This window comes from Actinomadura craniellae, assembly GCF_003289645.1.
In the GTDB taxonomy this organism is placed as follows: domain Bacteria; phylum Actinomycetota; class Actinomycetes; order Streptosporangiales; family Streptosporangiaceae; genus Actinomadura_D; species Actinomadura_D craniellae.
This window is the reverse complement of record NZ_QLYX01000007.1, coordinates 173296-196305: the sequence shown is the minus strand read 5'-3', so window position 1 is coordinate 196305 and position 23010 is coordinate 173296. Positions and strand designations below refer to the sequence as shown.

Here is a 23010-nt window from a genome sequence, read left to right as displayed (position 1 = left end):
ATACTCACGACATGGACGGTCAGCCTTTTCCCCCGGTGAGAGCGTCCGACACCGAACGCGACAAAGTGCTCCGGGAGCTCAGCGATCGCGTCGCCGAGGGACGCATGTCCCACGAGACCTTCGAGCGCCGGGTCGACCAGGTGCTGCGCGCCCGCAGCAACGCCGAACTGGCCGACATCGTGCACGACCTGCCCTCGGGCAACCGGGTCGTCAACCGGCTCACCGGCCTGGTCACCTCGCTGTCGTCGATGACCGCCCGGCTGGAATCGGCGTGGCGGGCCCCCCGGCTGCCGCGGTTCGCGCTGCCACCGCCCGAACCGAAGAAGATCGTGGTCGGGCGGGCGCCCGGCTGCCACTTCATCCTCACCGACCCGACCGTCTCCCGGTTCCACGCCGAGATCTACCAGAGCGACGAGGGCGGCTGGATGGTCTCCGACCTGGGGTCCATGAACGGCACCCGGATCAACGGCTGGCGGCTGACCGGGCCCGCCCGGGTCCGCCCCGGCGACGAGATCGGCTTCGGCAACACCCGGTTCATCGCCGCCGCACCGGACCTGCGCGGCTGAGCCCACAGGCTCACAGCCGGGGCGGGCGCCCCTCGTAGGGAGTGCTGAGCACCACGGTGGTACGGGTCGCCACGTTGGCCGCGGCGCGGATCTTCTGCAGCAATTCCTCGAGCTCGCCCGGCGAGCTCACCCGCACCTTGAGGATGTAGCTCTCCTCCCCCGCCACCGAGTGACACGCCTCGATCTCCTCGAGATGGGCCAGCCGTTCGGGGGCGTCGTCGGGAGCGGCCGGGTCGATCGGTTTGATCGACACGAACGCGGTCAACGGCAGGCCGATCTCCTCGGCGTCCAGTTGGGCGGCGAACCCGCGCACCACACCACGCTTCTGCAGCCGCCGCACCCGCTGGTGCACCGCCGACACCGACAGCCCCGTTTCCTTCGCCAGGTCGGTGAAGCTCATCCGGCCGTCACGGGACAACAGCACGATGATCTGGCGATCCATCTCCTCCACGGAGCAAAACCTAGCGTGCTCGGGACGACCGTGGGGGCGCACCGGGCATACCGGTCGGTGGGGAACAGCTGCCCCGCACCACCAACTCCGCGGGCAGCACCACCGGCGGGGTCCGGCCCACCGTCGCGGGCCGCCGGCGCAGCACCTCGCACGCCCGGTAGCCCAGCTCCCGGGCGGGCCGGGACACCACGGTCAGCGGCGGGTCGCACAGCTCGGCCCAGGGCACGTCGTCGACCATCACGATCGACACGTCGGCCGGTACGCGCAGGTCGAACTCCCGGGCCACGAGCACCGCGGCCTCCCCCGGCACGTGCCCGGCCGCCAGCACCGCGGTGACGTCGGGGCGGCGCTGGAACAGGCCCGCCGCGGCGGCGTACGCGCTGTCGCGGCCCGACCGGGCCCGCACCACCAGGTCCTCGTCGAGCACCGCCCCCAACTCGGCCACGGTGTCGCGGAAGGCCCGTTCCCGCACCTCCACGGCGGTGCCCGGCGCGGGCCCGCCCAGGAAGGCCGGGCGCCGGTGACCCAGGCCGACCAGGTAGTCCACCGCGGCGCGCACCCCGGCCCGGTCGTCGCACAGCACCGCGGGCACCGCCGGCAGGTCGTCCAGGACCCGGCCGGCGAAGACCACCGGCAGCCCGACGGCGGAGGCGGCCCGCCAGCCGGCGGCGTCCCCGGACGGGACCGCAATGATCCCGTCGACGCGCTGCCCGGCGAACCGCTCCACGATCTCGGCCTCCCGGGCCGGGTCATCGTGGGAGACGTCCACGATCACGTGCTCGCCAAGCGTGCGGGCGCAGTCCAGCACGCCGGCGGTGAACTCCGCGCAGAACGGGTCGGTGACGTCGGGCAACACCAGCCCCAGGCTGCCGGTCCGCCGCAGTTTCAGGCCGCGGCCCAGCGCGCTGGGCCGGTAGTCGAGTTCCCGGGCGGCCGCCTGCACCCGTTCCCGGGTGGCCGGGCTGACCGAGCCCGTTCCCGACAGCACCCGCGACACCGTGGCAACCCCGACGCCCGCGGCGGCGGCGACGTCCTTGATGGTGGCCGCGCGGCGGTCCGGCGCCATCTCCACCCCCTCGTCCCCGGCCATCCTCCCACGCAGATCGCGATTGGAATCGTTTCCAAACCTACCGGACCACCCGCGTTTCCGGACTTGCTCCAACTCCGGGAACCCGCTTGAGCATGGCTTTTCCTTGGCCATCAATCTCCCTGGCCTTGACACCGCCCCTGCGGGTGGGAGACCTTGTTGGAAACGTATTCATCGGAGGGTGCAATGGCCGGAATCACGCTGCGGGACGTCGACAAGGTGTACACCGGCGGGGTCAAGGCCGTGGACGGGCTGAATCTGGAGATCCGGGAAGGCGAGTTCATGGTGCTGGTCGGCCCGTCCGGCTGCGGCAAGTCGACCGCGCTGCGGATGATCGCCGGCCTGGAGGAGATCAGCGCCGGCACCATCTCCATCGGCGACCGGGTGGTCAACGACCTGGCGCCCAAGGACCGCGACATCGCCATGGTCTTCCAGAACTACGCGCTCTACCCGCACATGACAGTCGAGCAGAACCTGTCCTTCGGCCTGCGGCTGCGCGGCACCGCCAAGGGCGAAATCCGGGAGCGGGTGCGCGAGGCGGCCCGGATGCTCGGCCTGGAACCGTACCTGCGGCGCAAGCCGGCCGCCCTGTCCGGCGGGCAGCGGCAGCGGGTGGCGATGGGCCGGGCGATCGTGCGCGAGCCGCAGGCGTTCCTGATGGACGAGCCGCTGTCCAACCTCGACGCCAAGCTGCGGGTGTCGATGCGCTCCTCGCTCAACCAGTTGCACGACCGGCTCCGCGTCACCACCGTGTACGTCACCCACGACCAGGTCGAGGCGATGACGCTGGGCGACCGGGTCTGCGTGCTGCGCGACGGCCGGTTGCAGCAGGTCGACACCCCGCAGCGGCTGTTCGACCACCCGGTGAACCTGTTCGTGGCCGGGTTCATCGGCTCGCCGTCGATGAACTTCGTCACCGCCGGGCTCGACCGCGGCGACGGCGGCGCGCGGGTGACCTTCGCCGGTTACGAGCTGCCGGTCCCCGACGCGCTGTTCACCGCCCGCCCCGGGCTCGAGGACCGGCTCGGCGGCGAGGTCGTCCTGGGGATCCGGCCGTCGGACTTCGAGGACGCCGCGCACGCCAAGCCCGACTGGCCGGTGCTCGGCGCCACCGCGAACGTCATCGAGGAGCTCGGCAGCGAGATCAATGTGATCTTCGGTATCGACGCCCCGCCGGTCGAGCACCACGACACCGCCGCCCTGGCCCAGGAGGCCGGGGACGAGGAGGACGTCGCCGCCCTACCGCTGTCCGACCACCGGACCCTGTGGACGGCCCGGGTCAACGCCCGCTCCGACGTCCGCCCCGGGCAGCCCATCGACCTGGCCGTCGACGCCCACGCCCTGCACTTCTTCGACCCCACCACCGGCCTGGCCATCGGCCACCCCGACGCCCCCGCCGCGGGTTCCACCGACCCGGCCCCGGCAACCAAGGTCCCCGCCTGAGCCGAGGGAGGGAGCCGAACGGTCCGCACGCGACCGAACGAGGCGAAGGCGGCACAAACACGGCCCGGGCGGTGGACACCGCCCGGGCCGCCGTTGTTCCGGGCCGTCACTTCACCGAGCCGGCGAGCACTCCCTGGACGAAGTGGCGCTGGAAGGCGAAGAACACCACGAGCGGAACGATCATCGACAGGAACGAACCCGGCGCGATGACGTCGATGTTGGAGCCGAACTGGCGGGTCTGCTGCTGGATCGCCATGGTGATCGGCTGCGACCCGCTGTCGGCGAAGATCAGCGCGATCAGCAGGTCGTTCCAGACCCACAGGAACTGGAAGATCGCCAGCGAGGCGATGGCCGGACCGCCCAGCGGGAAGATCACCCGCCGGAAGATCGTCCACTCGGTGCCGCCGTCCATCCGGGCCGCCTCCAGCAGGTCCCGGGGGATGCCCGCGAAGTAGTTGCGCAACAGGAAGATCGCGAACGGCAGCCCGTAGGCGACGTGGAACAGCACCACGCCCGGGATGGTGCCGTAGAGGCCGACCTTCCCGTACATGGTGGCGACCGGGATGAGCCCGACCTGGACGGGCACCACCAGCAGCCCCACCACCACCAGGAACAGCCAGTCGCGGCCGGGGAACTCCATCCAGGCGAAGGCGTAGGCCGCCAGCGCCGCGACGACCACGACCAGCACCGTGGCGGGCACCGTGATCAGTACCGTGTTGACGAACGAGTCGACCATGGTGGAGTCGCTCAGCATGTCGCCGTAGGCCTGCACGGTCAGTTCGGTCGGCTTGGTGAGCACCGTCCACCAGCCGCTGCCGGCGTTGTCGGCGCCGCTGCGCAGCGAGGCGAGGAACAGGCCGACGACGGGCACCAGCCAGAGCAGCGCGATCAGCACCAGCACGATCTGGACGGCGCCGCCGCCGGCCCGGTTGACGATCCGGGACGCCAGGCTCCGGCGCGGCGCGCCGGCCGCCCGCGGCCCGGCGGGTTCTGTGGCCGTGGCACTCATCGGATCACCCCTGCTCCCGCCGGAACCGGCGGATGTTGAACATCATCGCGGGCAGCACCAGCAGCAGCAGCACGACGGCGATCGCGCTACCCAGGCCCTGGTCGCCGCGCTCTCCGACGAAGGACCGCAGGTACATCTGGAGGGCGAGCACGTTGGCCTCCTCCTGGCTGGAGCCCGGTGCGATGATGTAGATGAGGTCGAAGATCTTCAGCACGTTGATGACCAGCGTCACCATCACCACCATCAGCACCGGGGCCAGCAGCGGCATGGTCACCCGCCGGAACACCTGCCACTCGGTGGCGCCGTCGACCCGGGCGGCCTCCAGGGCGTCGCGCGGGATCGCCGCCAGGCCGGCGCCGATCAGCACCATGGCGAACCCGGCCCACATCCACACGTAGGAGGCGATGATGGCGGGGGTGACCAGGCTGGGCCCCAGCCAGTTCACCCCGTTGTAGGGCTGGGCGAAGTTGCCGGCGGGCAACCGCACGGTGTAGGCGCCGTCCGCCAGCCCGGTGAAGGTGAAGGTGCCGTCGGCGGCCGTGGTGGCGGTGGCCGCGACCCGGCCGCCCGACACGGCCTCGACGGTGATCCCGCCGAGTCCCTTCTCGGTCGGGTCGATCTGGTTCGCCTTGGCCTGGGCTCCGGGGGTGAAGTCGGCCCAGACCGTGCCCGTCAGGGCGCCCGGGCGGGCCTGGGCGGACCGCGCCGGGGCCAGCTCACGCTGCCGCTGCGGGGTGATCGCCACGAGGGGCAGCGTCACCGTCTGGCCCGGCCGCGCCTGCTGCCGCGTCTCGTACGCCCCGGCCCGGGTGGCCAGCGGGCCGGTGTCGCGGGGTCGGGCGCCGGGGAACGGGGAGGGGTCCGCGAAGACGTCGTGGACGCCCACGACCACCGCGTTGAGCAGGCCGCGCTCGGGGGCCCGGTCGTACACCAGGGTGAAGATGACGCCGGCCGCGACCATCGAGATCGCCATCGGCATGAAGACGACCAGCCGGAAGGCGGTGGCCCAGCGGACCCGCTCGGTCAGCACCGCGAAGATCAACCCGAGCGAGGTGACCAGCGCGGGCGCCACCAGCACCCAGATCAGGTTGTTCTTGAGCGCGGTGAACGTCTGCGAGTCGGTGAACATCGCGACGTAGTTGTCCAGGCCGACGAAGGTGTCGCCGCCGGCGTCGAACAGGCTGCGCCAGATGGTGAAGAGGATCGGATAGGCCACCAACAGCCCCAGCAGCACCAGGGCCGGGGCCAGGAAACCCGACGGCAGCCAGCGCCCGGCCCCGGCCCGTCCGCGCTCGGCGGACGGGCCGGACCCGGTCTCGGCGGCGCCGGCGCCGGCGGGACCGGCCGTGCCGGTCTCCGTCAGCTCGGGACGCTCTGCCATGAAGATGCCCCTTCCGGCCTCGGTCGCCTAGTTCTTGAACGCCTTGGCGGCGTCCGCTTCCAGCGCGGCGGCCGCGGCGTCGACATCTCCGGGGTTCTTCAGGAAGTCCTGCAGGCGCTTCCACTCGCCGGACCCCTTGGTGCCGCCGAACGCGGCGGGCGCCAGGTCGGACATGTCGAACCGGAAGTCGTTGCCCGCGTCGATCACGGACTTGGCGATCTGCCGCTGGATGTCGTCGGGGTAGGAGGCCGGGTTGACGGCCTTGTTGGGCGAGGTGAACCCGCCGAGCTTGGCCCAGATGGTGGCGGCCTCGGCGGAGGCCAGGTACTTCACCAGTTCCTGCGCGCCCTTGTTCTCCTTGAGCACGACCGCGGCGTCACCGCCGCCGACCACCGGCGGCTTGGCGCCGACCGCGGGGAAGGGGAAGACCTTGGCGTCGGTGCCGACCTTGGCCTCGGTCTCACCGGTGATCACCCCGGCCACGAAGTCGCCCTCGTAGACCATGGCGGCCTTGGGGTCGGGGCCGAACACCGCGGTGACCGACTTGGGCATGTCCGCCTGCAGCGAGCCGTCGGCGCCGCCGGCGAGGTAGTTGGGCTTCCACAGCTCGGCGAGCCGGCGGAGCGCGTCCTTGACCGTCGGGTCGGTCCACTTGATCTCGTGCTTGGCGAGCTGGTTGTACTTCTCGCCGCCGGCCGAGGAGGCGTAGACGTTCTCGAACCAGTCGGTGAGGGTCCAGCCGTCACCGCCGGCGACCGACAGCGGGGTGGCGCCGGAGTCCGACAGGGTCCCGGCGGTCTTGACCAGGTCGGCCCAGGTGGTGGGCGGCTGCGTGATCCCGGCGTCCTCGAACGCCCGGGGCCGGTACCACATCAGCGACTTGTTGGCGGCCTTGAAGTAGACCCCGTACAGCTTGCCGTCGGAGGAGCCGAGGTCCTGCCAGATCTGGGCGTAGTTCTGCTGCATGAGCTGCTTGACGTCGTCGCCGAGCGGCTTGATCCAGCCCTTCTTGGCGAACTCCACCAGCACGCCCTGCTGGGGCAGCATCGCCACGTCCGGCGGGCCGCCGCCCTGGATCTTCGAGCCCAGGTAGGCCGCGACGTTGTCGCCGGTGGGGGTGTAGGTGACCGTGGCGCCGGTCTTCTTGGTGAACCCGGCGAGGACCTTCTTGAAGTTCTCCGCCTCGCCGCCGGTCCAGACCGCGGCCACCTCGAGCTTGACACCCTTGAGCGAGGTGCCGGTGGCGCCGTCGGAATCGCCGTCCTCGCCACCGCCGCAGGCGGTCAGGGCGAGGGCCAGGCCCGCCACCAGGGCGGTGCCCCGCAGGGGCAGACGTCTCATGCTGCGCATCGCTGTCCTTCCTCAGTGCCGGTCCGCCGACTCCCAGATCGACGCACCGGTCTCGGGGGCAAAGAAGTGCAGACGGCCGGTGTCGACGTGCACGGTCACCGGTTCGCCTTCCGTGACGCGGGTGCGCGGGCTGAACCGCGCGACCATGTTCGTCCGCTGTTGCTCCAGCGCGCCCAGGACGTCCGTGCCGGCGTCCCGGGCCAGTTCCTTGGTGTCGTCGGTGACGACCTGCGCCGCGTCCACCGCGAAGTGGACGAGCACGTCCGACCCCATCGCCTCGACGAGGTCGGCGGAGGAGCGCAGCAGCGCCGCGCCGTCGCTGCGGCCCTCCACCAGGTCGGCGTCCTCCATGTCCTCGGGCCGGACGCCGACGACGACGTCCCGGCCGAGGTAGGACCGCAGCGCGGGCCGCTCGTCGAGGATCCCGGCCGGCAGGTCCAGGGTCTGGCCGCCGACCTCCAGGCGCGGCGCGCCGGCGTCCGCCTCGCTCAGGGTGCCGTGCAGCAGGTTCATCGCGGGCGAGCCGATGAACCCGGCCACGAACAGGTTCGCGGGACGGTCGTAGAGCTCCTGGGGCGGCGCCACCTGCTGGAGCTCGCCCTTCTTCATCACCGCGACCCGGTCGCCCAGCGTCATCGCCTCGGTCTGGTCGTGGGTGACGTAGATCGTGGTGACGCCGAGGTCGCGCTGGATGCGCGCGATCTCGGCGCGCATCTGCACGCGCAGCTTGGCGTCGAGGTTGGACAGCGGCTCGTCCATCAGGAACGCCTGCGGCTCGCGCACGATCGCCCGGCCCATCGCCACCCGCTGCCGCTGCCCGCCGGACAGGTTGCGGGGCTTGCGGTCGAGGTGGTCGCTCAGCCCGAGGGTCTGTGCGGCGCGGTCGACCTTCTCCCTGATCTCCGGCTTGGGGATCTTGCGCAGGGAGAGCCCGAAACCGATGTTGTCGCGGACGGACAGATGCGGGTAAAGGGCATAGCTCTGGAAGACCATGGCGACGTCGCGGTCGCGGGAGGGCACCCGGTTGACCACCCGGTCGCCGATCCGGACCTCTCCCTCGGAGATGTCCTCGAGCCCGGCGACCATGCGCAGCGCGGTGGTCTTGCCGCAGCCGGACGGGCCGACCAGGACGAGGAACTCCCCGTGGGCGATATCAAGGTCGAGACCGCCCACGGCGCGGGTGCCGTCGGGGTAGACCTTCCCCACGTTGCTCAGGACGACCTGTGCCACGACGTCTCCTTCACGCTCTTCCGCAACCGCGGGGACATCCGAACGTAACTTCGGGGGAACACGCCTAACGGTCGTACCCCTCGTCACGGAATGACTGCAAGCGTCAGGTGATCAACCGATGCTTTGTGAAGAGATCGTTATTTCACGGTCAGGGCACCTTGTGAGCATCGACCGAAAAAGACCCGCGTCAGGGCGCACCCCCGTGACAACTCCGCGCATCGGGCTCCACATACGCGACAGGGGCCCCAAAACGGGACCCCTGTGGCGTTCGCGAGCGTTTCAGTCGATGACGACCAGCGCCCGGTCGACCGCGTTCATCGACTCGTGGCCGTCCTCGGTGCAGACGACGATGTCCTCGATCCGCGCCCCGTGCGCCCCCGGGTAGATGCCGGGCTCGACCGAGAAGGCCATGCCCGCGGCCAGCGGCTCGGTGTTGCCCGCGACAATGTAGGGCTCCTCGTGCGTTTCCAGGCCGATCCCGTGCCCGGTGCGGTGCACGAAGAACTCCCCGAAGCCCGCCGCAGCGATCAGGTCGCGGGCGGCGGCGTCCACGGACTCGGGCGTCACCCCGGGCCGCACCGCCGCGCAGGCCGCCCGCTGCGCCTCGCGCAGCACCTCGTAGTAGGCCAGGAAGTCCGCCGGCGGCGCGCCCACGCAGTAGGTGCGGGTCTCGTCGGAGCAGTAGCCGCTGGGCATGGCTCCGCCGATGTCGACCACCACCGGGTCACCCGGCTCGATCACCCGGTCGGACAGCTCGTGGTGCGGGCTGGCCGCGTTCGGCCCGGAGCCCACGATGACGAAGTCGACCGTGGCGTGCCCCTCGGCGAGGATGGCCTCGGCGATGTCCCGGCCGACCTCGCGTTCGGTCCGCCCCGGGCGCAGCAGCTCGGGCACCCGCCGGTGCACGCGGTCGATCGCGGCGCCGGCCTCACGCAGCGCGGCCACCTCGGCCGGGCTCTTGCGCATCCGCAACCCGCGCAGCACCTGACCGGCGGGCACCTGCTCGGCGCCCGGCAGGGCCGCGCGGAAGCGCAGCGCCATCACCGCCCACATCCGGTCGGCCACCGCCACCCGGTCCACCCCGGCGGGCAGCCGGGACGCGACCAGGGCGAACGGGTCGTCCGTCTCGTCCCAGGCGACCATCTCCATGTTCAGCCGCCCGGCCGGCGAGGCTTGCGCCGCGGCCAGCTCCAGCCGGGGCACCACCAGGAAGGGGTCACCGGCGGCGGGCACCACCAGGCAGGTCAGCCGCTCCAACTGGATGGCGTCGTAGCCGGTCACGTAACGCAGATCAGGCCCGGGCGTCAGGAGCAGCGCCCCCAGCCCCGCCGCCGCGGTGGCCTCCCGGACCCGGGCGACCCGCTCCGGGGGGTACAGCTCCGCCGTGCTTCCCGTCATACCTGCTGTCACATGCGCGTTCACGCCCGCCAATCTAGCCGCCGCCACCGACCGCGCGCACCTCGCCCGGAGCGGGTCGGAAGGTGGGACGATGGCCGCATGGGGTTGATGCTTCTGGACACGCCGTCGCTGTACTTCCGCGCCTTCTTCGGCGTGCCCGAGTCGGTCACCGCGCCTGACGGGACACCGGTGAACGCGGTGCGCGGGCTGATCGACATGATCGCCCGGCTGGTCACCGACCGGGGCCCGGACCGGCTGGTGTGCTGCATGGACGCCGACTGGCGGCCGCAGTTCCGGGTGGCTGCGCTGCCCTCCTACAAGGCGCACCGGGTCGCGGCGGACGGCGGCGACCAGGTCCCCGACACCCTCGGCCCGCAGTTGCCGCTCATCGACGCGGTCCTCGACGCCGCCGGCCTGGCCCGGCTGGGCGTGCCCGGCTACGAGGCCGACGACGTGATCGGGACGCTCACCGCCCGGGCCGGCGCCCCGGTCGACATCGTCACCGGCGACCGCGACCTGTTCCAGCTCGTCGACGACCGGGTGCCGGTGCATGTCCTCTACACCGCCCGTGGCGTGCGCAACCTGCAGGTGATGGGCGAGCAGGAGGTGGCCGCCAAGTACGGCATCCCCGGCCGCGGCTACGCCGACTACGCCACCCTGCGCGGCGACCCCAGCGACGGGCTGCCCGGGGTGCCGGGGGTGGGCGACAAGACCGCCGCCACGCTGATCACCCGGTTCGGCTCCGTCGAGGACGTCCTGGCGGCATTGGACGCGGGCCGCACGGACGGCTTCCCGCCGGGCAGCCGGGCCAAGCTGGCGGCGGCGCGCGAGTACCTGGCCGCTGCCGGAACCGTGGTGCGGGTCGTCACCGACATCACCGGACCGGCCCTCGACGACCTCGACGACCGGCTGCCGGCCACCCCGCGCGACCCCGCCGCGCTGTCGGCACTGGCCGAAAAGTGGGGCCTCGACGGCCCGGTGACCCGCCTGCGCTCCGCGCTGAGCCGAGGGAGCGAGCGGAGCGGTCCGTGAGGGACGAGCGGCCCGCGCAGCGAGTGAACGAGGCGAAGGCGGCGGTGAACACGCGCTGAGCCGAGGGAGCGAGCGGAGCGGTCCGTGAGGGACGAGCGGCTCATGCGGCGGGTGAGCATGATGGGCACCGACTGCGCGGCGCGACCTGACTCCTGATCGGACATCATGTGCCGTTGTGTGTGAGATGACATAGACAGCGCCCCGGTCACCGCCCAGCATGCGAGTAAGTGACGCACGTCGATCCGGATCGGCGTGGCACCGGCGCCGGTGCCCGGGGCACTGGGTTCACCGCCCTACTCCCCCCTTGCCGCGGGCGCCGGCTTCCCTCCGATCCGGACCGCCGCGCGAGGAGTCTCCCTCCGCACCGAGGGCTCAGGGGAAAGCGGATCATCCGTGACGGAAAGGAACCACCGGCCGCACGGCGGCTTCTGGCGCTCGCTCGGGCCCGCCGAACAGCAGGCCCTGCTCGGCATCTCCCGGCCCCGGACCTTCACGGCCCGGACGGCGCTGTGCCACCAGGGCGAGGCGTCCGACCACATCATCGTCATCCGGGACGGCTGGGCCAAGGTGACCGTCACCGGGGCGGACGGGTCCACCGTGGTGCTGGCCGTGCGGGGGCCCGGCGACCTGGTCGGTGAGATGGCGACGATCGGACATCGGCACCGCTCGGCCACCGTGACGGCGCTGAACACCATTCGTGCCCTGGTGGTGCCCTCCGCGCGGTTCAACGTGTTCCTTCGCGAGCACCCCGCCGCGCTGCAACTGGTCAGCAGCAATGTGGTGCGGCGGCTGGATGACGCCGACCGCCGGTTGCAGGAGCGGGCCTCCAGCAGCGGGGCGCAGCGGCTGGCGCGGCTGCTGTTCGACCTGTCGGAGCTGTCGGACTCCTATGCCCGGACGGGTGCGGGCGGCGGGATCGAGATCAGTCCTCCGCTGTCCCAGCAGGAGTTGGGCAGCTGGGTCGGCGCGTCCCGGGAGACCGTCGCCCGGGCGCTGCAGGACTGGCGGCGGCGCGGGCTGGTCCGGACCGGCTGGCGCCGGATCACCGTGCTCGACCGGCCCGGGTTGAGCGCTCTGGCCGACGGGCGGGTCGGCTCCTGACCACCGGCCCGCGCGGCCGGTGCGGGCGCGTCCGGGTCCGGTGCGGGGCCGGCCCGGACGCGCCGATCGCCGGTCGCGTCAGCGGCGGCGGCGCCAGTTCCGGCTGCCCGCGGTGGTGCCGGTGGCGGTGCCGAACCCGGCCAGGTGCAGGGCCAGGAACAGTAGCCCGAGCGTGACGAGCGTGGCGTAGTTGAACGCGTCCGACGAGATGTCGGCCAGGTCGAAGAGCAGCGCAAGGGCGAAGATGATCGCCGCTACGGTCGCGAGCATGGGAACCTCCGGAAAGGGTCAGGGGGTGGCTCCGGGGTCTCCCCCTAAGAGCGCATCCCCGGGATGTCCCTAAGATCGAAGGTCAAACGAAAAAGTACTCCGACCTGCGGCCTTTACATAGTAAATTGACGGTTGAACTGGATGAGGCCGCGGTCAGCTCACCGAGCTGTACGCCACCACACCGCGGCGCATCGCGTCCATCGCCTGGCGTGCGGTGCCCCTGATCCCGCTGCCGGCCGGGGCGGCGTCCGCCACCTGGCCAAGCAGGTCCAGCAGCTGCTTGACCGCCCGGACGAAGTCGCCCGCGGTCATGCCCGTCTCGCTGAGCACCGCGTCGAGCTGGTGCCCCCGGGCCCAGCGGAACGCCGACCACGCGAAGCCCAGATCCGGTTCGCGCAGGAACGACACCCGGTTGTCCTTCTCCACCGCGTCGAGCTCGCCCCACAGCCGGACCATCGCGGCCAGCGCCTGCTGCGCCTGGCCGCTGGGGGTCTTGGGCGGAGCGGCGTCATCGGGCTGCCGCGACTCGTACACCAACGCGGACACGCACGCCGCCAGCTCGGCCGGGTCGAGGTCCTCCCAGACGCCGGCGCGCAGGCTCTCCGCCGTCAGCAGGTCCAGCTCGTTGTAGATGCGGCCCAGCCGCCGCCCCTCGTCGGTGACGGTGTCGCCGGCCAGGTAGCCCAGCTGCTCCAGCACCCCGCAGACCCGGTCAAAGGTACGGGCGATCACCTGGGAGCGGCTCTCGACCCGGCGGCGCAGCCCCGCGGCCTCGCGCTCCAGCCGGAAGTACCGCTCGGCCCAGCGGGCGTGCTCCTCGCGATCGGCGCACCCGTGGCAGGGGTGCTCGCGCAGTTCCCGGCGCAGCCGGGCGATCTCGGCGTCCTCGGCCTGCGGCCCACCCCGGCCCCGGCCCGGCGGGCGGCCCTCCGGGTCGTCGCCGAGCTTGTTGCGGAGCGTGGCGGCCAGGTCGCGGCGGTGCTGCGGGGACCGGGAACTGAACGACTTGGGGATGCGGATCTTCTCGACGGGCTCCACGGGGGTCGGGAAGTCCAGCACCGACAGCCGCTTGACCTGCCGGTTGATCGTCAGTACCAGCGGTGCGGGCCCGTCGGAACGATGCGCCAGCCCGGGGTCGATCACCACGGCGGCGCCGGTGCGGCGCCCGCCCGGCACGACGATCACATCACCGGGGCGCAGCCGTTCCAGCGACCGGGCGGCCTCGGCCCGGCGCACCGAGGAGCGTTCCCGGGCCAGCTCGGCCTCCCGGTCCGACAGCCGCCGGCGCAACCCCGCGTACTCCATGAAGTCACCGAGATGGCAGGTGGCCGCCTCGGCATACCCCTCCAGCGCCTCCTCGCTCTTGCGGAGCTGGCGGGCCAGGCCGACCACCGCACGGTCGGCCTGGAACTGCGCGAACGACTCCTCCAGCAGGGTGCGGGCCCGTTCGGCGCCCACCGCACCCACCAGGTTGACCGCCATGTTGTAGGACGGCCGGAAGCTGGAGTTGAGCGGGTAGGTGCGGGTACCGGCCAGCCCGGCCACCGACCCCGGGTCCACGCCGGGCGCCCACAGCACCACGGCATGGCCCTCCACGTCGATGCCGCGCCGCCCGGCCCGCCCGGTCAGCTGGGTGTACTCCCCCGGGGTCAGGTCGGTGTGCGCCTCGCCGTTCCACTTGTCGAGCTTCTCGATCACCACGGTGCGCGCCGGCATGTTGATGCCGAGCGCCAGCGTCTCGGTGGCGAACACCGCTTTGATCAGCCCCCGGGTGAACAGCTCCTCCACCACCTCCTTGAAGGTGGGCAGCATCCCGGCGTGGTGGGCGGCGATGCCCCGCTCCAGCCCGGCCAGCCACTCGTCGTAGCCGAGCACGCGCAGGTCCTCGGCGGAGATGTCGGCGGTGCGCAGTTCGGCGTGCGCCCGGATCTCCTCGGCCTCCTCCCGGGAGGTCAGCCGCAGCCCCGCGTACAGGCACTGCATGACCGCCGCGTCACAGCCCGCCCGGCTGAAGATGAACGTGATGGCGGGCAGCAGCCCGGCCCGGTCGAGCCGCTCGATCACATCGGGGCGGGCGGGCGGCCGGAACCGGGCCGGCCGGGGGGCACGCCGCCGGCCGGTCCGCCGGCCCTGGTTGACCTTGGCGCGCCGCACCTCCTCCAGGGAGATCCGGCGCAGCTCGGGGTTGACCTTGGCGTGCTCGTCGTCGATGAACAGGTCGTACAGCCGGGTGCCGACCATCATGTGCTGCCACAGCGGCACCGGCCGGTGCTCGTCGACGATCACGGCGGTGTCGCCGCGGACCGCCTGCAGCCACTCACCGAACTCCTCGGCGTTGCTCACCGTCGCCGACAGCGCCACGATCTGGACCGAGTCCGGAACGTGGATGATCACCTCTTCCCAGACGGCGCCGCGGAACCGGTCGGCCAGGTAGTGGACCTCGTCCATCACCACGAACGCCAGACCCTCCAGGGTCGACGAACCGGCGTAGAGCATGTTGCGCAGCACCTCGGTCGTCATCACGACGATCGGGGCCTCCCCGTTGACGCTGTTGTCACCGGTGAGCAGCCCGACCTGGTCGGGCCCGTACCGGCGGACCAGGTCGGCGTACTTCTGGTTGGACAGCGCCTTGATCGGCGTGGTGTAGAAGCACTTGCTGCGGCCGGCCAGCGCCAGGTGGACGGCAAACTCCCCCACCACCGTCTTTCCGGACCCGGTCGGGGCGGCGACGAGGACGCCCTGGCCGTGCTCCAGCGCCTGGCATGCCTTGATCTGGAACGGGTCCAGGTCGAAGTCGTAGAGGCCCTTGAAGTCGATCAGGGCGGGCCCCTGGTCCCTGGTGCGCTGCCGGTGCGCGGCGTACCGCTCGGCGGGGGTGGTCATGGCACGAGCCTACGGTCGGCGGCGGGCGTTTCCGAATCAGTTCCGCCGCCTGTTCAGCGGGTACGGTCGCCCCGCTCCAGCTCGGCGTCGATCTGCTCCAGGTCCAGCGGGGCGGCCTCGTCGTCAGCCAGCTCGGCGTGCGGGTCGGGCCGGCGGGACCGGCGGCGGTCGTTGAAGATCGCCAGCAGCACCGAGGCCTCGAACAGCACCACGGTGGGCAGGGCCAGCGCCATCATGGTGAACGGGTCGGCGCTGGGGGTGGCCACCGCGGCGAACACGAAGATCCCGAAGATGCTCATCCGCTGGGACTTGCGGATCCGCTCGGAGGTGAGCACACCGGCCAGGTTGAGGATCACCACGAACAGCGGCAGTTCGAACGTCATCCCGAAGACCAGCAGCATGGCCAGCATGTAGCCGACGTAGTGGTCGACGGTGATCAGCGCCGCCACGTCATCGGGGGTGAACCCCAGGAACAGCGCCAGGCCCCGGTCGACGGTCACGTACGCCAGCGCGGCGCCGACCAGGAACAGCGGCACCGCCGCGCTCAGGAAGACATACGTCCAGCGCCGCTCCTTGCGGTACAGCCCCGGGGCGACGAACGCCCACAGCTGGTACAGCCAGACCGGCGAGGAGACGACCAGCCCGAGGATGAACGCGATCTTCAGCCGCAGGAAGAACGAGGAGAAGATCCCGTTCACCACCAGGCTGCACTGGCCCTTCTCCAGCGCCTGCGACTGGGGCAGGGCGCAGTAGGGCTCCTTGAGGAAGTCCCAGACGGGCTGGAAGACCAACCAGCCGATGATCGTGCCGATCAGCAGGCCGAGCATGGCCTTGATCAACCGGTTGCGCAGCTCACGGAGGTGCTCCATGAGCGGCATCCGGCCCTCGGAGTCGGTCTGCCGCTGTGTCCGCTTCATCGTCTGGGCTCGGACCTCGTGGGGGACTGGGGGTCAGGAGGAACGGCGGTTGGGGTCGGAGACCGGCACCCCCTGGATCGGCTCACCGGACGGCAGCTGACCCTGCTGGTAGGGCTGCGGCTGCTGCTGCGGAGCCTGCTGCTGCTGCGGGGCCTGGGCCTGGGCCTGGGAAGGCTGGGCCGGCTGGTCGTCATCGCTGTGCAGGCCCTTGGTCTCGGCCTTCAGGATGCGCGCCGACTTGCCCAGCGAGCGGGCCAGCTGCGGTAGCTTCGCCGAGCCGAACAGCAGCAGGACGACCAGCAGGACGATGAGCATCTCCGAGCCACCGATACTAGGCATGTCCACCCTCTTCAACAGGAATTATTCAGGTCGATCGTACGCCGCCCCGAGGACCTGTGTAGTCCTGGCCGTCCTGCAATGTCCGAAATTCACCCCGAAGGGCCCGTTGTTTCGGTTCCAGCCTCCGGCGGGTCCGCTCCAGTTCACGGCCCAGCCTCCCGACGGCGCGGAACAGCCTGACCGCGCAGAACGCCAGGACGGCAAGGCCGAGGAACCCCGCGGCCACCGCAACCTGAACCCACCACACACCCGCCACCGTAGCGAACGTCCCGCCCGTCCGGTAGCCGCCGTCCGGCGGTCAGCCGCCGTCCGGCGCCTCCTCGTACTGGGCGAGGGCGCGGGCGGCGTCCGCGCGGACGCGCTCGGCCAGCTCAGGCGGGCCGACCACCCGGCCCTGGTCGCCCAGCCGTAGCGCCAACCCCCGCACCCAACGGGTGTCGCGGGTGCGCAGCACCACCCGCAGCCGCCCCTCTCCCAGCTCCTCGATCTCGTCGCAGGGGTGGTAGTCGGGGACCCACCGCCCGGCGGGGGTGAGTTCCAGCGTCACCCGCACATCGCCCGGGCCGGGACGGAACAGGCCCGCGTCCACGTCGATCGGCTCGGCGTCCTCGGGCACCTCCGCGGGCAGGTCCAGGAGGGTCAACTGGATGATCCGGTCGACCCGGAACAGCCGCACCGCCTCGGCCCGGCGGCACCACCCCTCCAGGTAGGGCAGCCCGTCGACGAACAGCAGTCGCATCGGGTCGACGTCGCGTTCGGTGTTCTCGTCCCGGCCGGGCACGTAGTAGGTCAGGTGCACGCGCCGCCGTCGGGCCACCGCCTCCCGGACCCGGTTCACCGTGTCGCCGCGCGCGTCCAGGTGCACCGCCAGCTGGCTGCTCACCGCCACCGCCACCCCGCCGGCCGCGCTCTCCAGCTTGGCGATCACCCGGCTGAGCGCGTCGCGGTCCTCCAGGTCGGGAATGTCCGCCAGCATCCGCAGCGCCACCAGCAGCGCGCTGGCCTCGTCCACCTTCAGCCGCAGCGGGCGGGCGATCGACTCGGCCTCGGCGACGGTGATCTCGCCGCCCTCGTAGGACAGGTCGATCGGGCAGTACGGGTCGGGCGCCCGCAACTCCACGCACCACAGCAGGTTCAGGTCGTCGATGAGCTGCTTCTCGCTGATCCCGAAGTCCGCGGCCGCCTGGTCCAGCGCCACCGCGTCGCGGCTCACCACATACGGGACCAGGGCCAGCAGCCGGGCCAGCCGGTCGGTCGACGTCGTGCTCACGCCAGCACTCCCTTCAGCTGCCGGATCACGGCCTCGCGCAGGTCCGGCGGGTCCAGGACGACGACGTCGGCGGCGAACCTGGCCAGGTACGGGGCGAACCGGTCGACGTCACGGAACCGCAGGGTGCCCTCGTCCCAGCCGTCGCCGGCCGGCCGCACCCCGTGCGCCCACCGCCGCACCCCCTGGGCCGCGCCGGTGCGCAGCCGTACGGTCGCGGACCGTTCCTCGGCGGGCGGCTCGCCCCAGTCGAAGGCCAGCCCGCGCACGTCCACCCCGGGCGGCACCCGCACCTCGCCCGGCGGGCCCGCCGGCGTCACCTCGCCCTTGATCCGGCTGAGCCGGAACACCCGGGTCTCACCGCGGTCGCGGTCGTGGCCCACCACATACCACCGGCCACGCCGGCTGACCACGCCCCAGGGCTCCAGCCGGCGGCGCTGCGCGGCGGTCCGGCCGATCCCCTGGTAGTCGAAGGTCACCGCCCGGCCGTCGCGGACCGCCTGCCACAGCACCGGGAAGGCCGGCTCGTCGGTGTCGACCCGCGGTTCGATGCCCAGCCCCGCCGCGCCGTCGGTGTCGACGCCCGCCGCGCGCAGCTTCAGCAGCGCCCCCGACGCCGCCTCGGCCATGCTGGCCCGCTGCCACACCCGGGCGGCCAGGCCCAGTACCGCGGCCTCGTCCGGGGTCAGGTGCAGCTCGGGCAGCTCGTAAGCCTGCCGCGGAATCCGGTAGCCGACGTCCTCCTCGCCATCGGCGCCGACCTCCAAGGGAACGCCGAGCTCGCGCAACTCTTCCTTGTCGCGCTCGAACATCCGCTTGAACGCCTCGTCGCCGCCCGGGTACCCGGGGACGGCCTGGCGGATCTGCTCGGCCGTCAGGAAGCGCCGGGTGGCCAGCAGGCACACCACCAGATTCAGCAGGCGCTCGGTCTTGCGCCGCGACATCCCGACACCACCTCTCCTTCGAAGGGACGCTCCGACACCGATCACGACGCTACCGTTTCCGGTGTGATCCGATGGCGAAAAGGCACCGTGGCGGCCGTTCGACGCGAATGGCCCGGAGCGATCGAACTGGACACGGCCGTCGACGGCGAGGGCACCTGCCGGGCACTGGCCTACCCCGCCCTGGTCGGCCGCCCCGAACCCGGCGACACCGTTCTGCTGAACACCACCGCCCTGGCCATGGGTCTGGGCACCGGCGGCTACGCGATGGTCGTCGCGGTGCCCGACCGGCTGCCGCCCGACCCCACCGGCCCGGGCCACCTGGTCAAGGCCCGCTACACCCCGCTGCAGGCCACGGTACTCGGCGCGGACGAGCAGGACTCCCCGCACCACCCGGCCCTGGCGGACGCCGACTCGCTGACCGGCATGCCGGTCATCGTCGCCGACCTGCACTCGGCGCTGCCGCCGATCCTGGCCGGCCTGCTGGCGGCCCGGCCCGGCACCCGCGTGGTGTACGTGATGCCCGACGGCGGGGCGCTGCCGGCCTGGTTCTCCATGTCGATCGCCCAGTTGACGGCCGCGGGGGCGCTGGCCGCGACCGTGACCGTCGGGCAGGCGTTCGGCGGCGACCTGGAGACCGTCACGGTGCACACCGGCCTGCTGGCCGCCCGGCACGTCCTGGACGCCGAGGCAGTGATCCTCGCGCAAGGGCCGGGCAACCTGGGCACCGGCACCCGGTGGGGGTTCTCCGGCGTCGCGGCGGGCGAGGCGGTCAACGCGGCCGCGGTACTGTCGGGCCGCCCGGTGGCCTCGCTCCGGATCAGCGAGGGAGACCTGCGCGAACGGCACATCGGGGTGTCGCACCACAGCCTGACCGCCTACGGGCGGGTCGCACTGGCGCCCGCCGACGTGGTCGTACCCGAACTGACCGGGGAGTTCGGCGCCCGGGTGCGGGAGCAGGCGCGGCCGCTCGGCGAGCGGCACCGGCTGGTCTCCACGCCGGTGACGGGCCTGGCGGACACGTTGCAGACGGCCGAACGCGACTGGGGGGTGCGGCTGTCGACCATGGGCCGCCGGCTCGACCGGGACCTGGCCTACTTCCTGGCGGCGGCCGCCGCCGGCCGGCACGCCGCCGCGCTGCTGGGCTGACCCGGCGCCGGGTCAGTGCGCGCCCAGCACGTCCACCACGAAAACCAGCGTGTCGGTGCCCCGGATCCCCGCCTGGCCCAGCCCCTGGGCGCCGTACCCCCACCGGGGCGGCACCACGACCAGCGTCCGGCTGCCCACCCGCTGCCCCACCAGCGCCTGGTCCAGACCCCGGATCACCTGACCGGTGCCGATCACGCTCGCGTACGGCTGCCCGTTACGCCAGGAGGAGTCGAACACCGAACCGTCCCGCCACCGCACCCCGGTGTACTGGTACGCCAGCAGGCGCCCCTTCTCCACCGGCGCCCCGGCCCCCTGGACCAGGGTCCGCACCTGCAACGTCGCCGGGGGGCGGGCCCGCGGCACCGTCACCGACGGGGCCTGCCCGGGCGCGGCATCACCCACCCGGGGCAGCGCCGGATCGGCCAGCGGCTGGGCCCTGCCCTGCGCCGCCGCCGACCTGGGGTAGGTGGCCAGCACGTCCAGCACGTAGACCAGCGAATCGGTCGCGGTGATCTGCAGTTGTGCCGCGCCCTGCGCCCCATAGCCGTCCCGGGGCGGAATGACCGCCACCACCCGGCTGCCGACCTTCTTCCCGGCCAGCGCCTTCTCCAGGCCCGGCACCAGCTTCCCCGACGGGAACCCGCCCGGCTTCCCCCCGGCGTAACTGGAGGCGATCAGCTTGCTGGCGCCGCCGTCGTCCCACCGGTAGCCCGCGTAGTGGGCGATGACCAGGTCCCCCTTGCCCACCCGGGCGCCCTTGCCGCCGGACAGGGTCCGCACCGCCAGGTCGTCACCCGGCTTCTCACCCTTGGGGAACACCACGTCGGCGCGGGCACCGAACCCGCCCCGCACGGTGAGGTCCGGGTCGCCGCCACTGCAGGCGGCCAGCGAGAGCGGCAGGAGGAGGAGAACGGTGAGGCCGCGACGCATACGAGTCCTTCGGGGCGGAACGTGACCGGGCGCTCACCCTACCGCCCCGCCCGCCCCACGCGACCTACATCCCCGCGATCAACTTGTCGACGCGCTCGTCCACCGACCGGAACGGATCCTTGCACAGCACCGTCCGCTGCGCCTGGTCGTTCAGCTTCAGATGCACCCAGTCGACGGTGAAGTCGCGCCGCTTCTCCTGCGCCCGCCGGATGAACTCGCCCCGCAGCCTGGCCCGGGTCGTCTGCGGCGGCAGCGACTTCGCCTCGAAGATCGCCAGATCCCGGGTCACCCGCTCCACCGAACCGCGCTTCTCCAGCAGGTAGTACAGCCCCCGGTTGCGGTGGACATCGTGGTAGGCCAGGTCCAGCTGCGCCACCCGCGGCGACGACAGCGCCAGGTCGTACTTGCGCCGGTACCGCTCGATCAGCTGGTACTTCGTCACCCAGTCGATCTCACGGGCCACCAGGTCCAGATCGCCGCTCTCCACCGCCTGCAGGGTCCGCTCCCACAGGTCCAGCACCCGCATCACGACCTCGTCGCCGCCACGGCGGTCGATGAAGTCCTTGGCCCGGCCGAAGTACTCCTTCTGGATGTCCAGCGAGCTGGCCTCCCGGCCGTTGGCCAGCCGCACCTTACGGCGGCCGGTCATGTCATGGCTCACCTCGCGGATCGCCCGGATCGGGTTCTCCAACGTCAGGTCGCGCATCACCACGCCCGCCTCGATCATCCGCAGCACCAGGTCGGTCGCACCGACCTTGAGCAGCATCGTCGTCTCGCTCATGTTCGAGTCACCGACGATCACGTGCAGCCGCCGGAAGCGCTCGGCGTCCGCGTGCGGCTCGTCCCGGGTGTTGATGATCGGCCTGGAGCGGGTCGTCGCCGAGGAGACCCCCTCCCAGATGTGCTCGGCACGCTGCGACACGCAGTACACCGCGCCACGCGGGGTCTGCAGCACCTTGCCCGCCCCGCAAATAATCTGCCGGGTGACCAGGTACGGGATCAGCACGTCGGCCAGCCGGCCGAACTCTCCGTGCCGGCCCACCAGATAGTTCTCGTGGCACCCGTAGGAGTTGCCCGCAGAGTCGGTGTTGTTCTTGAACAGGTAGATGTCGCCGGCGATGCCCTCTTCGCGGAGCCGTCGCTCCGCGTCGACCAGCAACCCCTCCAGAATCCGCTCGCCCGCCTTGTCATGGGTCACCAGATCGATGACGCTGTCACACTCGGGCGTGGCGTACTCGGGGTGGCTGCCCACGTCCAGGTAGAGCCGCGCGCCGTTGCGCAGGAACACGTTGCTGCTTCGGCCCCATGACACCACCCGGCGGAACAGGTAGCGCGCCACCTCGTCAGGTGACAACCGCCGCTGCCCACGGAAGGTGCAGGTGACCCCGTACTCGTTCTCCAGCCCGAAGATGCGCCTGTCCACACCGTGAGCCTATGCGGCGGGGACCCCGGTCAACAGTCTCCGGCGTCCCTGGTTTCACAACGCTCGGTGCCTTTACGTTGTAGATCACAAACTGGACGGGAAAACGGCGGCCCCGCCCACGCGAAGACCGCCGCCCCCAACACCCGATCAGCCGGCCGAATCCCCCAGCAACTCCTCGATCCGCACCGCCGGCAACCGCCGGAACAACCGGTGCTCCCGATTACGGTCCAACACCGCCACCTCCAGCGCCTTCGCCTCCAGATGCCGGTCAGAATCCTGCGCCTCCAGCGACTGCACCGCCGCCCGCAACGCCGCCGACAGCGACATCCCCTCCTCGAACCGCGCCTTCAGCGCCTCCGCCACCGCATCGGCCTGACCACCCATCGCCACATAACCATGCTCGTCGGCCACCGACCCGTCGAACGTCAACCGGTAGATCTGGTCCGACGCCTCCGTGTCACCCACCTCCGCGACCACCAACTCCACCTCATACGGCTTGTTGGTCTCCGTGAAGATCGTGCCCAGCGTCTGCGCGTACAGGTTCGCCAAACCCCGCGCCGTCACATCACGACGGTCATACGTGTAACCATTCACATCCGCATACCGGACCCCGCCCAGCCGCAGATTCTCGAACTCGTTGTACTTCCCCACCGCCGCGAACGCGATCCGGTCATAGATCTCACTGATCTTGTGCAACGCCCGGGACGGATTGTCAGCCACGAACAAGATGCCGTCGTCGTACTGCAGCACGACCACGCTCCGACCCCGCGCGATGCCCTTACGCGCATAGTCGGCCTTGTCCTTCATCTGCTGTTCGGGCGAGACGTAGAACGGCATGGACAC

At 71.7% G+C, this 23010-nt stretch carries 21 protein-coding genes; 5 read left to right on the top strand and 16 right to left on the bottom strand.

Features of this window, described 5'->3' with window-relative positions; all coding sequences use genetic code 11:
- Nucleotides 1–35 precede the first annotated feature (35 nt).
- Entirely contained in the window at nt 36–566 is a 531-nt protein-coding gene (locus DPM19_RS17100; RefSeq protein WP_325050252.1) for a DUF1707 and FHA domain-containing protein, read from the top strand.
- Between the two features lie 10 nt (nt 567–576).
- Here the strand turns inward: DPM19_RS17100 and DPM19_RS17095 are convergent, their stop codons facing one another.
- Together DPM19_RS17095 and DPM19_RS17090 are read right to left on the bottom strand one after the other, a co-directional pair.
- Nucleotides 577–1008, bottom strand: a complete 432-nt coding sequence (locus DPM19_RS17095; protein WP_111868846.1) for an Lrp/AsnC family transcriptional regulator — start codon at nt 1006–1008, stop codon at nt 577–579.
- A 19-nt stretch (nt 1009–1027) separates the two neighbouring features.
- The gene (locus tag DPM19_RS17090; RefSeq protein ID WP_233510224.1) at nt 1028–2107 is read right to left on the bottom strand and encodes a LacI family DNA-binding transcriptional regulator; all 1080 of its coding nucleotides are present in this window, start codon (nt 2105–2107) and stop codon (nt 1028–1030) included.
- Nucleotides 2108–2290: 183 nt separating this feature from the next.
- On the opposite strand from DPM19_RS17090, the gene DPM19_RS17085 reads away from it, so the two are divergent.
- Nucleotides 2291–3547, top strand: coding sequence for an ABC transporter ATP-binding protein (locus DPM19_RS17085; RefSeq protein ID WP_111868844.1), 1257 nt, complete (start codon nt 2291–2293; stop codon nt 3545–3547).
- A 106-nt stretch (nt 3548–3653) separates the two neighbouring features.
- On the opposite strand, the gene DPM19_RS17080 is transcribed toward DPM19_RS17085, so the two are convergent.
- The 5 genes from DPM19_RS17080 to DPM19_RS17060 all read right to left on the bottom strand — a co-directional run bounded on the left by DPM19_RS17080 (nt 3654) and on the right by DPM19_RS17060 (nt 9915).
- Entirely contained in the window at nt 3654–4556 is a 903-nt protein-coding gene (locus DPM19_RS17080; RefSeq protein WP_111868841.1) for a carbohydrate ABC transporter permease, read from the bottom strand.
- Between the two features lie 4 nt (nt 4557–4560).
- A complete protein-coding gene (locus tag DPM19_RS17075) occupies nt 4561–5937 on the bottom strand; it encodes a carbohydrate ABC transporter permease (protein ID WP_111868838.1) in 1377 nt (458 codons plus the stop codon).
- A gap of 27 nt (nt 5938–5964) precedes the next feature.
- On the bottom strand, nt 5965–7278 hold the full coding sequence (locus tag DPM19_RS17070; RefSeq protein WP_233510223.1) for an ABC transporter substrate-binding protein: 1314 nt from the start codon (nt 7276–7278) through the stop codon (nt 5965–5967).
- 21 nt (nt 7279–7299) lie between these two features.
- Nucleotides 7300–8517, bottom strand: a complete 1218-nt coding sequence (locus tag DPM19_RS17065) for an ABC transporter ATP-binding protein (RefSeq protein ID WP_111868833.1) — start codon at nt 8515–8517, stop codon at nt 7300–7302.
- Nucleotides 8518–8796: 279 nt separating this feature from the next.
- On the bottom strand, nt 8797–9915 hold the full coding sequence (locus DPM19_RS17060) for a M24 family metallopeptidase (RefSeq protein ID WP_111868831.1): 1119 nt from the start codon (nt 9913–9915) through the stop codon (nt 8797–8799).
- A gap of 99 nt (nt 9916–10014) precedes the next feature.
- Between DPM19_RS17060 and DPM19_RS17055 the strand changes: the two genes are divergently transcribed.
- Together DPM19_RS17055 and DPM19_RS17050 are read left to right on the top strand one after the other, a co-directional pair.
- Complete coding sequence (locus tag DPM19_RS17055) at nt 10015–10947, top strand: 5'-3' exonuclease (protein ID WP_111868828.1); 933 nt, start codon at nt 10015–10017, stop codon at nt 10945–10947.
- Between the two features lie 393 nt (nt 10948–11340).
- Nucleotides 11341–12048: a Crp/Fnr family transcriptional regulator gene (locus DPM19_RS17050; protein WP_111868826.1), complete on the top strand. Its 708-nt coding sequence runs from the start codon at nt 11341–11343 to the stop codon at nt 12046–12048.
- Nucleotides 12049–12126: 78 nt separating this feature from the next.
- Here the strand turns inward: DPM19_RS17050 and DPM19_RS17045 are convergent, their stop codons facing one another.
- The 6 genes from DPM19_RS17045 to DPM19_RS17015 all read right to left on the bottom strand — a co-directional run bounded on the left by DPM19_RS17045 (nt 12127) and on the right by DPM19_RS17015 (nt 18668).
- Complete coding sequence (locus DPM19_RS17045) at nt 12127–12318, bottom strand: hypothetical protein (protein WP_111868823.1); 192 nt, start codon at nt 12316–12318, stop codon at nt 12127–12129.
- A gap of 153 nt (nt 12319–12471) precedes the next feature.
- Nucleotides 12472–15201: a DEAD/DEAH box helicase gene (locus tag DPM19_RS17040; protein WP_111868820.1), complete on the bottom strand. Its 2730-nt coding sequence runs from the start codon at nt 15199–15201 to the stop codon at nt 12472–12474.
- A gap of 53 nt (nt 15202–15254) precedes the next feature.
- Nucleotides 15255–16118 carry a twin-arginine translocase subunit TatC gene (tatC, locus tag DPM19_RS17035; RefSeq protein ID WP_111868817.1) on the bottom strand — a complete coding sequence of 288 codons (864 nt, stop codon included), beginning with the start codon at nt 16116–16118 and terminating at the stop codon, nt 15255–15257.
- 33 nt (nt 16119–16151) lie between these two features.
- Complete coding sequence (gene tatA, locus DPM19_RS17030; RefSeq protein WP_111869086.1) at nt 16152–16457, bottom strand: Sec-independent protein translocase subunit TatA; 306 nt, start codon at nt 16455–16457, stop codon at nt 16152–16154.
- A gap of 298 nt (nt 16458–16755) precedes the next feature.
- On the bottom strand, nt 16756–17727 hold the full coding sequence (locus DPM19_RS17020) for a helix-turn-helix transcriptional regulator (protein ID WP_111868812.1): 972 nt from the start codon (nt 17725–17727) through the stop codon (nt 16756–16758).
- Nucleotides 17724–18668, bottom strand: coding sequence for a helix-turn-helix transcriptional regulator (locus tag DPM19_RS17015; protein WP_111868809.1), 945 nt, complete (start codon nt 18666–18668; stop codon nt 17724–17726). Before DPM19_RS17015 ends, DPM19_RS17020 begins: the two co-directional genes overlap by 4 nt.
- A gap of 63 nt (nt 18669–18731) precedes the next feature.
- On the opposite strand from DPM19_RS17015, the gene DPM19_RS17010 reads away from it, so the two are divergent.
- A complete protein-coding gene (locus tag DPM19_RS17010) occupies nt 18732–19814 on the top strand; it encodes a DUF3866 family protein (RefSeq protein WP_199485134.1) in 1083 nt (360 codons plus the stop codon).
- A 12-nt stretch (nt 19815–19826) separates the two neighbouring features.
- On the opposite strand, the gene DPM19_RS17005 is transcribed toward DPM19_RS17010, so the two are convergent.
- The 3 genes from DPM19_RS17005 to prcA all read right to left on the bottom strand — a co-directional run bounded on the left by DPM19_RS17005 (nt 19827) and on the right by prcA (nt 23004).
- Entirely contained in the window at nt 19827–20744 is a 918-nt protein-coding gene (locus DPM19_RS17005) for an FKBP-type peptidyl-prolyl cis-trans isomerase (protein ID WP_111868806.1), read from the bottom strand.
- Nucleotides 20745–20808: 64 nt separating this feature from the next.
- Entirely contained in the window at nt 20809–22167 is a 1359-nt protein-coding gene (pafA, locus tag DPM19_RS17000; protein ID WP_111868804.1) for a Pup--protein ligase, read from the bottom strand.
- A gap of 147 nt (nt 22168–22314) precedes the next feature.
- Complete coding sequence (gene prcA / locus DPM19_RS16995) at nt 22315–23004, bottom strand: proteasome subunit alpha (protein ID WP_111869084.1); 690 nt, start codon at nt 23002–23004, stop codon at nt 22315–22317.
- Between the last annotated feature and the right edge of the window lie 6 nt (nt 23005–23010).